Below are 13,047 nucleotides of genomic sequence, written 5' to 3'. Positions count from 1 at the left end.
AGCAAGCCGGACAAAAAGGCTACCTGGTTTTACATCAACCAGACGACGATGGGGCAACCTAGCCACACATCACGTAAACCGAAAGGACTGCAACGCATGACAACGTCAACTTCTCTCGATCAGTACCGTTTGCTCGGACGATCCGGCCTTCGTGTATCGCCCCTGGCGCTGGGCACCATGACCTTCGGCTCCGACTGGGGCTGGGGCGCCGATGCTGCCGAGGCGAGGCGCATCTTCGATGCTTATGTCGATCGCGGCGGCAATTTCATCGATACCGCCGTCAACTACACCAACGGCAGCTCTGAGAAAATCCTGGGCGGCCTCATCAAAAACAAGCGGGAGCGCATCGTCCTCTCCACCAAGTTCACCATGGCGCGTGAGCTGGGCAATCCGAATTCGGGCGGCAATCACCGCTTCAACCTTATACGCTCGGTCGAGGCCAGCCTGCGCCAACTCGATACGGATCGGATCGACCTCCTCCACGTCCATGCCTGGGACTTCACCACCACTCCCGAAGAGGTGATGCGGGCGCTTGATGATCTGGTGCGGGATGGAAAGATCCTGTACCTCGCGATCTGCAATACGCCGGCCTGGCGCGTCGCGCAGATGCAGGCGATGGCCGACCTGCGTGGCTGGTCGCCGTTCGTCGCGCTGCAAATCGAGTACAGCCTGATCGAGCGCTCCGTCGAACACGAGCTGATTCCGATGGCGCAGGCGCTGGGCCTTGCCGTGCTGCCCTGGTCTCCCCTCGGCGGCGGGATCCTCACCGGCAAATACAGCCGTGCCGATCTTTCCGACGAGAATGCGGCCGATGTCTCGCCGACGCGCAAGGGCGTCATCGCATCCACCGGGCATCTGAACGAACGCGCGCTGGATATCGCCGACGTAGTGGGCCATATCGCCGGGGAACTGGGCGCCTCGCGCTCGCAGGTGGCGCTTGCCTGGACGCTGCTCAATTCGGCCGTGGTCTCGCCGATCGTGGGGGCGCGAACGATCGCGCAGGCCGAGGACAATTTCGGCGCCTTGGCCGTCGTCTTCAGCGAAGAGCAGCGTGACCGCCTCGAAAAAGCCAGCGCTCTGGAGCCGATCTTTCCTGAACGCTTTATGGGCCGACCGATGGCGCAGCAATTGATGTTTGGCGGCACGACGGTTGTAGAGCGTAGGCGATGACGGAAGACGTGTCGTTCCTTCGCGCTGTATTTTCCGTTAGCTAGCAACGGAGCGTAAGTAAACCGTAAGTCCGGCGGTTCTACGATTCCCCTATCTGTCGCTGCCATTGGGGAACAATTGTGAGCAAAACGTCAACCTTTACCTGGCCATTACCATTATTTACTGCGGTACTCTTTTTACCGTCAGCAGGCTTATGGGCCGCCGATGAAAAATATCGTGCGGTTGAGAACACCGCTTCGGGTTTTACCCTGTTAAGCGATGAACCCAATGTCACACAATGGGGGCTGGGCGTCGGTGTCGGGTATAAAGAATCACCCTATGAGGGCGTCGGCTCATCATTTTCACCGTTGCCTCTTCTGTACTTTGACGATAAGTGGGTGCATTTTTTTGCGAACAAACTGGATCTGAAAGTTGGCCGCTGGAGCGATGTCAGCGTGACCTTACGCGGCGAGTACGCGCTGGGAGATGGCTATAAAGGCTCGGATTCCTCCGCGCTTAGCGGGATGGAAAAACGTAAGGGGGCTTTCTGGTATGGCCCGACCGTCGCCTGGAATACCGGTTTCGGCACGCTCTCCGGTGAGTTCCTGACCGCGGGGAGCAAGGGGAAAAAGTCAAAAATTCATTTTGGTAAAGATTTTAACTATACCCGTTGGTCGCTTACGCCCTATGTCAGCGCGGAATGGCTGAGCCATAAAAATGTGGATTACTATTACGGCGTCCGGGAGTCAGAAACCAGAGCAGGGCGCGCGGCCTATGATGGCGAATCAACCTATAACTTTTCGCTGGGCAGTCGATTTGACTATCGTCTGGCTGAGCATCAAAAACTTGGGATTGATATTAGCCTTACGCGACTGGGTCGTGGCGTTACCGACAGTCCGTTAGTGGATCATTCGGTGGTTCCTGCCGCAAGCCTTTACTATTTGTATCAATTTTAACTGACGGGCCATTTATGTCACGCATCGCCCTGCTTGAAGACCACCCGCGTTTGGCCGGCATGATCCGACAGGCTCTTGCACAGGTCGGCATTGAGACAGATATCTTTTCCACTATCTCTGAAGCGACCGGTGGCCTGAAGATGGCTGACTATGCCGTGATCATTATTGATCGCGGGCTACCCGATGGCGACGGGCTGATTTTTCTCAATAAGCTACGCGCCTCGGGAGTGAAGACGCCCTGCCTGATTTTGACCGCGAGGGATGCCTTACACGATCGCATCGCCGGCCTGGAAAACGGGGCCGATGATTACGTGACGAAACCCTTCGCTATGGCGGAACTGGTTGCCCGCGTCAGAAGCCAACTACGACGCCCGGCTGACCTGATCCCGTTAACGCCAAACTTTGCCGGGGTGAGTGTCGATCCGCGTGAACATAGATTGCAATCCGGCGACCGTTCGGTGGTGCTGGCGCCGGCGGAGTTGCAAATTATATTGGCGTTGGTCAATGCCAGAGGAAAGGTGGTTGCGCACGCCGCGTTGGAACATGCGGCGTGGGGATTAAGTGAGCCGGTGACCCCCAATGCGCTTGAGGTCACGGTGCACCGGCTGCGAAAGAAAATGAAATCACTGAATGACCGGACGCATATCGTCAATATCCGCGGTATCGGTTTCGCACTGCAAAGCAAGCAATAAGCCTTTCTGCATCAGGGCGAAAAAAGAGGACGCAAGCGCATGATGAAAAACTGGATGAGCAGCCTGACGGCAAGGTTATGGTTGGTAAGCATCGTGTCGCTGACGGCAAGTCTTGCACTGATTGCAACGATGGTGCTGGGTATTTTCAACTATTCGCCCCGACAGATGTGGATAGAGGATGAAAATCTGGAAACGGCGCGGCGAGTAATCGCCGGAATCCATTACGACGCGCAGGGCCAACCTGTGTCGGTGACGTTAGATGAGCCACGCGCAACGCTGTACAAAGAGGCGTCCACCGCGCTGATGTATCGCATTTATGACAGTGACGGCAACCTTATTCTCTCTTCAACCGAAGAAAAACAAGATGGCCGCCTGACCAGATGGGGGCCGGCCGGGAAAGTTGCGGAATCAGAAGGCCAGCGTGAAATCAGCATTAATTATAAACGTTATGTTTTGGCGACACTCAATTTTCACCATCAGGGGCAACGGTTTACGGTACAAAGCGTTGGAAGCTTCGACTTTGGCCGCGCGATTCTGGATATTAAGCTCGATCCGGTGCTGGAAGTGGTTGGCTGGAGTATTTTTATCGTCACCTGCATTTTCGCCCTGATCTTTCCCTTGACCATTCGACATATTCTTCGCCCGCTAAAACAGGCCTCCGACATTTCCGCTTCCATCACGCCGGGTAATTTAAGTCTGCGCCTGGCAGGGGAAAATGTTCCCCTGGAAATTAAGCCGCTTATCGTGGCATTTAATGGCGTGTTGGAACGTTTAGAACAAGGTTTCTATGTACAACAAAATTTTCTCGCCGCGGCGGCGCATGAGCTGCAAACGCCGCTAACGCTTCTCCGGGGTCAAATTGAACTTCAGGATGAAATAAAAAATAAAGAGGTGCTATTTCAGGATATCGATTTTATGGCGCGGCAGGTCAGACAGCTTTTGCACCTTTCCGAGGTCAGTGAACGGCATAACTATAAATTTGAGGATGTGGATCGGGTTGCGGTAATGCTGGACGTTATTACCTACCTCAGCCGTAAAGCAAAGAGCAAAAAGGTGAAGGTGAATCTGGAAGTGTCTAAAGCGCTTCCGTGGATTAAAGCGGATAAAAGCGCGTTATTTATTTTGATAAAAAATCTCCTGGAAAATGCCATTAATGTCACGCCCGTCCATCGGGCAGTAATGATTCTGGTACAGCACGATTTTATACAGATCGCCGATGGCGGGCCGGGAATAAAACCTGAGTATCGCCCGTTTCTGTTTGAACGGTTCTGGCGCCCTGCGGATATGACCAGCGAGGGCGCGGGACTTGGGCTGGCCATCTGTGAGGAGATCATCAAAGCGCACAACTGGAGTATTGCCGTTGAAGAGGGCGATGTGGGTTCCCGGTTTATTATCCACTTCTCGCGCTAAGGCAGCGTGTAAATTCAGCCCGCTTAGTTCAACCCGGTTGAACTTGTCAGCGGTTCAAGATGGCGAACAAACAGGTAGCTGTGACTCCACTGATAATGTTGCAGGTAACTTTGCTGTAGTTGCTCGTAAGGCAAACAATGCAAACCGTATAATGGATCGGCCAACCATACTTGTTCCTCTTCATCAACACCATAAATGACTACCAGATGCCAGCCAATGAAATATCTCATCGCCGCTAATAACGGATGACCCGCCTGTAGCTGGGCTTTGAGCTGCCTTAGTGTCAGCATGCCTTCTCGTTCCTGGTATTCCAATTGCATATGCCGCATCGCCTGTAAGGGGGGACATACCTGATCACAATTGGCGCCCAAAACTTGGTGGGCAAATTCCTGCTGCGTTGGGACAAGCGGTCGTTGATAAAAGCGCCCAAGTGAGATGGCAATCGCTGCCCAGCACTGCAAATGTCCCTGCTGAGCTTCAAGTGTAAAAGGTAATATCGTGTTCATCAGTGCACCTGTATCAGCCGCTGTGCGGTCAATTGATGCAACCAGCTCAGACATTCTTCAGGAGCTATTTGCAGGAATTGACACAGTTGTTCCAGATCACGCCCCTCCTGTACATATTGTAATAAAGCTTGCTGTCGGGAAGACAGTTTTAAAGCAGAGCGGTAGCGTTTAAACACGACCAACCAGCCCTGCGGGCCGTTTTGTACATAACTGATGGCTCTGCTGTGCATCACGCGAAAACTATTGAGCAGTGCCGTATGACTGAGCTGGGATGGATTCGGCGTTTTTGCTGTGGTGCTGTTGTCTTTCAAGGGAACATCATACCGCTGACCGGCAAAAATCAGTTCCGGCACCTGCCATGTTAGGCATGACCATAAAGTTTCTCTGGCTGTAGCGGGTAATTCAACGCCATATTGTTGATCGGTTAGCAAACTGCGGATTCCGCCAAGTTCAAGCTGCGGTAGTAGTATCTGTAATAGTCCCAGCACCCATTGATTAAGTTGCCGGTAGGCAACCCCATCAAAGGGCGCTTGCACCGAATATTCCCTGCTGATTAATAGGCTGACCCCCGGTAATCCAATACATTGTTGCGCCTGGCCTGCGTAGTTAATGCGACCAAAGGCAATACAGCGGTCAGCGCTGCGCACGGGTAAACCCAGTTGTTGGCAACATTGCTGTAGGCTTTGCAACAGGTTGGCGGAAATTTGCTCTGGGCTGGACTCTTTGTTTGACAACGGCCGGTTCAAAATTGCTTGCGCGACTCTGGGAGCCAATGCTTCCGGCATAGGGTTTGACAGCCAATGCAACGCTGCCCGGAGCCAATAATGCAAGGCTTGCTGATGCCGTTCTTGTAACGCTTCTAGTTGAGCCAGACAAAGATTCATATAGAGCAAATCGCTTTCATTACGCAGTTGGTGATTCACCAAAAAGCCCTGGCGATAATAGTGCTCTGCCTTGGGGAAGTTCCGCAGTTTTTTATAAATGCGGGCCAGGTTCAGGCAATTAATATAAATCAGGTGCCAATCTGGAGTGTGTAACAGAGACAATTGCTGCTCAATGTTTTTTTCGATCGTCAACGCTGCTTGAGCATCCCCTAGTCGCAACTGGTTTAGCGCCGAAATATTCAGTAAATAAAGATACAAACGAGGGTCGCGCTGCGGATCCAACAACTGGCGGGCTTTGGCAAAATACTGCTCGGCTTGAACCGGCTGACCGGTCATGACCAGCCCCCAGGCTTTGCTCTGATAGAGTGAGGCCCGTACTTCATCGGGTAGGCTTACATCAGGTAAAGCGCCGGCTGCGGCCCGGGGAAAATCCATTAAAGCGATAGCAATCTTCTGTTTTTGTGCTTCTATTAGCGCCTGCTGCAAAACAGATAACGGCGATTTTTCGATCTGTGCGAGGATTAAATAAGCCAGATCGTAGCCGCCTTCCGCAAAGCGTATCCCGGCTTGTTGTTGTAAAAATTCAATATCCTGCGGCTGTTGCTGTAATGCAAACACAACCTTTAGCTCATCGGGCAGAAGTGATAGGTCGACAGGAATGACGGACTGTGACGGTCGTAAATTAGGTGATAACAGCAGTTGACCGTCAGCAAGCGGTAAGATCTCTGGCGGCAGTTCGAAATCGGGTCGCAGCCAGTCTGCTGATAATAAGCCCGGAATAGAAAATTCCGCACATTGTAACGCAGTCATGCGCTCCGGGTTGGATTGCTGCGCCGGTTGGTTATTGGCTTTGAATTGAAAGCCTGCTAATTCCGGTAAGTTTGCATCTGTGCGTAATAACAAGCCCAGCCGGAAACCATAAGCCGGCGCGGCACTTGCCAATAACCTGAGCAATTGTAGATTCTCACTGCCCCAAAGCTGATGAGCGATAGGGGCGACAACGAGGATAAACTTTCGTTGTTGCTGCGTGAATGCCGCTATCAAGCGGCGGGCAAATTGATACGCGGTAATGAAATTTTTATCCCCTTCATTTTCATTATCAATAAGTTGTCCAATAGTGTCGGCATACTGCCCCTGTAAAGACGTGCTGCCGTGTAACTCGGGCTGTACTTTGGTTGGCGCCGATATACCAAGTTGAGCCGCCAACTGATGCGCCAACCAGTGCCCACGCCAGCTTCCTAAGCTCAGGTCTGCGAACAGGCAATCAGCGCTGGCATCCTGCCAGCCGATTTGAATCTGTAAATCACAAAGTCGGTGCCAGTACCAGACCTCAAGTAAAGGCGGCGCTATTTGACGGACTATCACCGGCAGCTCAGCGGGCATCTGGGGCATCGTTCCCTCCCGCACACAGGCCGTTCATGTAAAGAATGGAATGGTTCAGACCGTCTAGCCCCAACAGGTCATCTATTTTACGGTCATAAAAACCACCAATATTGATTACGCCAAGTTGTAATGCGGTGGCGGCCAGATTAATATTTTGCGCGACGTGCCCGGCTTCCAGCAGGCAGAAACGGTAGCCTTTATTACGGTATTTAAAAATGGAACGTTGAAACATGGCGGTGATAAAGATGACCACGGATAACTGTTCTGCCAGATGGCTCTGAAACTCGACTAAAGCTTGTGCCAACTCTGAATGAAAATTGCCGGGTTTGATAAAATGCAGGGCATTCAGTGCCGGCGAGTAGTGATAAATTCCGGCAGCCAAGCCTTCGACCTGTCCAGAGTGGTAAAAATACAACTCCAGCGGGTACAACGCGCCGCCTGAGGGGGCTGTTCGGAAGGGACGATGAATACCTGGATTGTCTTTGTTATCTCTGGTCTCGCCATAGGCGAAATGCAGAACAGTGCGTAGTTGTGTCAATGTTAGCGGCGCGCTTGTTACCCCGACAGGAGTTTGTCTGGCCTGGATAACGGTGGCGAAATCAGCGTTGATGGGGGACAACGTTTCAGGTAACGGAATGGGTTTGAAGTTTTTATATGGCAGACTGGTATACAGATTATCCATTTCGGCAACAATCTGTTCAGTTGGCAGCGCCAAATCATAACGACTAGTTTTGGAACTTTCATGGAATTGCTCCCAAGCCATGTCGACGGAGTCAGATTCCAGTTCGGTTTTTTTCCATAAAGAATTCAGCATAAATGGCCTTTTGTCGCAGCGATCACGGGAATGGATGAGGAAATGGGTTGTCGGTAGCGCCAGGGGCTAAGCCAGGGAAACCAAGCAATTGCGGCACTTGCCATAAGCGTTTACCGCCCAGAGGTCTGTGGTGGTACCCCATAAACAACGGGTGATAGCCAGGCACTATGGCTCTGAGAACCCAAAAGCCAAGTTCACGGACGTCTGATGACGTAATGTCACAGATCAGCGCCTGATAACCCGTCTGATCCAACTTATTGACCAGATTCCGTAAGCTGATGGCCTGAGTCTGGCCGGTAAAATCAGGCATATCGCGATAATCACGGAAATGGTTTGATGCATGCAGAAAGTCGGCATGTCGGGCATTGGCCGGATCGAGCCAGAAATTGACGTGATCTGCTTGCCCCTGAATGTTGTCGTATTCGGGATCATCTTCAAGTCGCGGTACTTCGCCTTTCATCTGGAAAGCATATCGCTCCGTGTGCGCCAATTCCTCCAATGCCTTACGGATCGCTTCTTCACCATTTAGCGCGACAGATGCCGCCACGACCAGCGGTACATAGTCTGTATTGTGACGTGCAACAGCCATGACCGCCGGAATTTGGCTTTCATTGCTGATATCCATCAGGTACACCTGATAACCGACGGCAGTAAACCGTTGTATTAAATCGCGATTGACCGCAGAAAGGTTATCTTGCCTGATTTGATCGCGGCTCAGTCTTGCTTGCCATGTGATCATAAAGCAATCCCGCTCAATGACTTCACACAATGCCCCTATCGCCGCTTCTTCATAGCTGCAATGACAGGACAGGCCGGTGGAAATTGGCTGGCCGATTGGCGTCTCATCACCATCCTTGTAAAAAAAGTAAGGCACGTAAACCATTGCGGCCGGTACATGAATTTGCAGGTTGGTTTTTAAATTTAATGCAGGGACCCAACGGACAGGCGACGACGGTAAAAACGGATCGAACATGAAGTCGCTGTAGCTGTGTTGTGCTGACGTATACAGCACAAATTGCTCTGGATGCACGCAGGGAAAAGGCGCCTGATCATAACTGGTCAGCGGCATTTGCGTCTTATCGTAAATTGCCGCGCAATAACGTTCTATTGCTTCGCCAATGGTTTTGGCCAGAGCCATTTCACGGCTGGTGGCAGCTCCGCCACCAACCGCGAAATTACGATGCTCACCAAAAGCAGTGGTATTTGCTGCCGTGCAGATGTAGCGGAAAAATCTCGGCGAATCAGCTTCTACTGGATGCTCCTGTACTTGCTCGATAATGCCGACATGGTTGTCTAAAAGATACGGCATCGCGTCCGCCATACGGGATAATGGGCTTTGTAACTCAATTTTCATAATCACCTACCGTTTGCCTAATCTCTTGCCATGCATCATCAGAGGTAATTTGTTGATAAAGGTTGACCTGAGGGGCGTCATGTAAACCACTACAGATGGGGCAACGGGGAGCTTTCAGTAGTTTCCGTCTGGTCATGCTGCCAGCGAGCAAATCAATCTCACACAACGTGCCGACTTCCCACTGAATGTTGCTAATAAATTTCACGAGATCAAATTGAGCAACGGCTGCCAGAGTATGCAGCATCGATTCGTGGTAAGCGGCGACTTTCTGACCAGCAAAGGCGTATTGTTCTGTGGTTCGGCGCTCTGCAAATCCGTTGCTATGCGAGTTTTGTCGTGATTTCAGACAGGTCAAACACGCGCTTTCATGCGGGATAACCAAAGGGCCTGCATAGCCAACCATGTTTTGCAGCAACACGGGATAAAACGTGAGTTTCTGCTTGATCGCATATTCATTCCAACGTTCAAGCAAGAAGAAGCTGCCAAATTCCGAGGCGGCAACCACAAAACCGATTTGCGCATTGTATTTACCTAAAAATAGCTGGTCTTCACTGACGATACGGTCTGTCTGCTGCTGCCAGAAGTCAGCCGACAGTTGGTGGTTATCGTCAAAGAAGTCAATATTTCTCAGCATCGGATCATCAACAATCAGGTAATTCTGCAATCCTTCCCGTTGCATGGCCTGAAGCAACAGCATGTTGAGTTTGTTAATACCGACAAATAACCAATATTTCTGGTTGAGGGTGTTGGCTATCTGTTGCTGATATTGATTAAAATGCCAGTAAAATATTTCCTGAGCAGGATCAACGGATAGCTGTTGATCGGTAGGCCCTTTATCGGTTTGCAATTGTAAAAAACGTTTTTCCAAAAGCTTGTTCAGTAGTTCTTCGACCAGCGGTTGCACCGGCGCGGCAAACAGAGACTTCAGTTCAGCAACAGAATAAGGCTGTTGTAACAACGCTTTTTGGATTACCCGGATAATCAGCAAAATATTTGTATCCGGAATTAATAGCTGTGCCAGACCTCTTTTAAGGATGACCGCATCTTCCGTTTCAATGATCTGTATCGGTAACAGAATTAGTTTATCATTCATGAAGTTTCCTTCTATGCCCGGTTAATGGCTTCAATAACAGGAGTTGCACTGCCATCAGGAGGTCGTGATGGCAGTACAATCATTCAAATTAAGCTGCGTGTACCACAGCTACGGCTGTACAACAGCATGGTGTACAAGAACAACAGCAGCTTGCGCCAACAACCGGGCTAGTCGATGAGCCATAGAGACTATGATTGCTGAATGCTTCTTCGATTGAGTTTAAATCTCGGACATTGAGTTTTTCAGTCCGGACCGTGTGATTTTTCCATGACAGGGCAATTAAATCGCCCTCTAGTAGCTGAAGAGCATTTTCAGTCAGGATTGAAGAATCATTGCCTTCAAGCAAGGAGGTAATCGGATTGTCAAAATCCGGATAATCAGTAATAGAAGCCATATAATAGCTCTCCGTTGAAATATACATTTATCAATGGAAACACTGTATTATCCGAAAGAAAACTTTCAGATAATATCAGTGAGAGAAATAGGTCTCATCGACCTAAAAAAACCATAGTTTAGTTTTTAGAAAAATAATAGAAAAAATTAAAAAATGATACTTTTAGTATTTCTATTGTAAAGAAACTATTAGTTAGGCGGAAATTAATTCAAAAATAATTAGCGGATTATTATTCTGGGTTCGGTATTACATGGGGGGGTTATAGGGCCGTAGCCCCCTTTTTAGAAAACTGAAATATTTTCTAATTAGTTGATATCAATAAACAACTTTTTGAGGTCTTACCATAACATTTTCAAGCGTATTGCTCTTTTTAAGAGGGTTTTTCCTCAGTTAATCAACGATATAACTTCAAAGGGTTGGGTAATCCTCCCGAAAAAGCAGAGTGTTAGTTAGTGGAATTTTCTCGCAATCTGAACGCAGGAGATTCGCTATGACCTGAAGGGCAGCGAAGCTCATAAGTTACGTTTTACTGGCGGGGGAAATGGCGCTATGTAATTAATGAATATTGTATGGTTTCACTCCTAAATAATACATATGCAATTATTATATTGCATTTTATAATTCTGGTTATTGTTTTTATTAATACTTTTTAAAAGAATTTTATTTCATAAAAAATAGAAAATCATGTGTCGATATATATTGCATGACAAATTTTTTGACGAAAGTTTGCATAATATCTATCTTTAAAAAATAAACCCCATCCATTTCCAACTGAGGGGCGGGGATTTTTAATTATCCAATGAAGTTATATTTTTTATTTACCATCTATTTTAACTGTGAGTGCTGACAAGGCAGCAAGATTACTTCGTATTAGTGTTTGACCTTATTTTCAAGCAAGGAATATTTTCCCTGCCCATTTTATCAGACCAAAGAGAGAAGAAATATGGCACTTTATATGACTCAAAACATGAGTTCGGATAAAACTATTACGATTACTTACTACCGAAAACAAAGCTCTTCGCATGTCACCCACGATGAGTCGAGGCGATTCACGCAGGATGCGATGGCAAACTACGCCAAGTTTAACAATCTACAGACTGACCAGATTAGGCCGGGATCTTATAAAAGTGGGCAGGGCGTGCCTGCCGGGGGTAAAGTTTTCGAGATTTAAGCCCCATCCCTTTCAAGATGTTGAACGCTGTTTCCGCTTCACTTCAGCGATGACTCTGCCAGTCATCGCTGAGCAGGTCGAACATTTGCGTGAGTATTTCCGTCAAGGTGTAACACATTACAGAGAAATGAGTAAACAGTCACCGCGTGACACTGACCCGGCATATCAGCGTATGGCAGAGTCCAACGACAAGAAGTAAATGATACTTAGTATCATAAGAGGTTGCTGACAAAGTCTGGTGAGCGGCGATAATGGATGGATCGTAAAGACGCTGCAAGTACGTCCCTGTAAGCTCGAACCGCGCCATCCCTGGCGCGGACGCTTTACTCTTCCATTCCATTATCACCGTTCGATAAAGGGTGATAGGTTTGTCAACGGTCTGAAATGATACTTGGTATCATAATGTCCCAGTGTTAATAATTGGTTTTCAATGGAAATCGTGCATACTTTATAGTGCCTGGATAATTGTTCACCATGGAACACCGGCATGGCTTGCGGTCGCTCCTTGCGAATATGTGGGGGGATGCTCTGAGTCCACCGTCATTATTTACAATGTTTTCCCCAAGCGGAAGTTATCTCTTCTCCTACTTGATGATTCGTATAAACTCGAAAAACATGACGATGTCGCGCTTCTCACGGGCTTCCGCCAACGTCACCTGCGGGTAAGGACCAAAGGCCAGACGGTTTTACTTACCGCCGAAGCGATAGCGGAAATACCATAGCTTAGCGCCGCTGGCGGATACCGTGAGGTACAGACCTTGCGAATCGGTAAGTTTGTAGGATTTTGCGAGAGGTTTGGCTGCGCGGATTTTGCTGTCATTCAGGGCCATGTGAGGGTCTCCTTCGTTCATCGAACTGAACGACCCGCAATCTGACCCCAAATTTTCCGGATACGAAGGGATAAATCAAAACGCATCGGGAAAGGTTTTTACGCCAACTTATTGAATTACATACACATAGGGATTGATAAGGAGGCATAAAAAAGGAAAGGTGGTGCCCGGACTCGGAATCGAACCAAGGACACGAGGATTTTCAATCCTCTGCTCTACCGACTGAGCTATCCGGGCAACGGGGCGCATTAAACCGTATTGCCTGCGCGTCGTCAACGGGTTTCTGTCACAAACCCGCGTGCTTGCTCTATTTTCGGGCAATTAATGACGCCAGCCGACAGGCCTGATTTATTCTTTCGGCAATCGGTGCGGCGACGGTTTTTATTGGCGGCGGCGTCTTTGGTGCAAATG

General features: G+C 49.3%; 10 protein-coding genes, 1 tRNA gene and 1 pseudogene. 4 read left to right on the top strand and 8 right to left on the bottom strand.

What is annotated here, in order from left to right; all coding sequences use genetic code 11:
• Positions 1-96: 96 nt before the first annotated feature.
• From JG725_RS08815 to JG725_RS08800, 4 genes are all read left to right on the top strand, one after another.
• Positions 97-1,170 (top strand): aldo/keto reductase, encoded by a 1,074-nt coding sequence (locus tag JG725_RS08815; protein ID WP_172290014.1) that lies wholly within the window; start codon positions 97-99, stop codon positions 1,168-1,170.
• Between the two features lie 119 nt (positions 1,171-1,289).
• A complete protein-coding gene (locus JG725_RS08810; protein WP_199377634.1) occupies positions 1,290-2,105 on the top strand; it encodes a MipA/OmpV family protein in 816 nt (271 codons plus the stop codon).
• Positions 2,106-2,119: 14 nt separating this feature from the next.
• Positions 2,120-2,797, top strand: coding sequence for a response regulator transcription factor (locus tag JG725_RS08805; protein WP_172289563.1), 678 nt, complete (start codon positions 2,120-2,122; stop codon positions 2,795-2,797).
• A 39-nt stretch (positions 2,798-2,836) separates the two neighbouring features.
• Positions 2,837-4,207 carry a HAMP domain-containing sensor histidine kinase gene (locus JG725_RS08800; protein WP_199377632.1) on the top strand — a complete coding sequence of 457 codons (1,371 nt, stop codon included), beginning with the start codon at positions 2,837-2,839 and terminating at the stop codon, positions 4,205-4,207.
• Positions 4,208-4,230: 23 nt separating this feature from the next.
• Here JG725_RS08800 and JG725_RS08795 read toward each other — a convergent pair whose 3' ends face one another.
• From JG725_RS08795 to JG725_RS08760, 8 genes and pseudogenes are all read right to left on the bottom strand, one after another.
• Positions 4,231-4,713 carry a papain-like cysteine protease family protein gene (locus JG725_RS08795; RefSeq protein ID WP_172289565.1) on the bottom strand — a complete coding sequence of 161 codons (483 nt, stop codon included), beginning with the start codon at positions 4,711-4,713 and terminating at the stop codon, positions 4,231-4,233.
• On the bottom strand, positions 4,713-6,989 hold the full coding sequence (locus JG725_RS08790; protein ID WP_199377630.1) for a hypothetical protein: 2,277 nt from the start codon (positions 6,987-6,989) through the stop codon (positions 4,713-4,715). Before JG725_RS08790 ends, JG725_RS08795 begins: the two co-directional genes overlap by 1 nt.
• A complete protein-coding gene (locus JG725_RS08785) occupies positions 6,970-7,794 on the bottom strand; it encodes a SagB/ThcOx family dehydrogenase (RefSeq protein WP_199377627.1) in 825 nt (274 codons plus the stop codon). The genes JG725_RS08790 and JG725_RS08785 overlap by 20 nt, the downstream gene beginning before the upstream one ends.
• Before the next feature lie 22 nt (positions 7,795-7,816).
• Complete coding sequence (locus JG725_RS08780; RefSeq protein ID WP_199377626.1) at positions 7,817-9,148, bottom strand: YcaO-like family protein; 1,332 nt, start codon at positions 9,146-9,148, stop codon at positions 7,817-7,819.
• The gene (locus JG725_RS08775; protein ID WP_199377624.1) at positions 9,138-10,241 is read right to left on the bottom strand and encodes a TOMM precursor leader peptide-binding protein; all 1,104 of its coding nucleotides are present in this window, start codon (positions 10,239-10,241) and stop codon (positions 9,138-9,140) included. The genes JG725_RS08780 and JG725_RS08775 overlap by 11 nt, the downstream gene beginning before the upstream one ends.
• 88 nt (positions 10,242-10,329) lie before the next feature.
• On the bottom strand, positions 10,330-10,635 hold the full coding sequence (locus tag JG725_RS08770; protein ID WP_172289570.1) for a hypothetical protein: 306 nt from the start codon (positions 10,633-10,635) through the stop codon (positions 10,330-10,332).
• Between the two features lie 1,794 nt (positions 10,636-12,429).
• Positions 12,430-12,636 (bottom strand): annotated as a pseudogene (locus tag JG725_RS08765) (Arm DNA-binding domain-containing protein); the annotation flags it as partial.
• A gap of 161 nt (positions 12,637-12,797) precedes the next feature.
• Positions 12,798-12,873 (bottom strand) — tRNA-Phe (locus JG725_RS08760).
• Between the last annotated feature and the right edge of the window lie 174 nt (positions 12,874-13,047).

Source organism: Brenneria sp. L3-3C-1, from assembly GCF_016456245.1.
Lineage (GTDB): Bacteria > Pseudomonadota > Gammaproteobacteria > Enterobacterales > Enterobacteriaceae > Brenneria.
The sequence above is the reverse complement of the archived record's forward strand: the minus strand, read 5'-3'. Positions and strand labels throughout refer to the sequence as shown.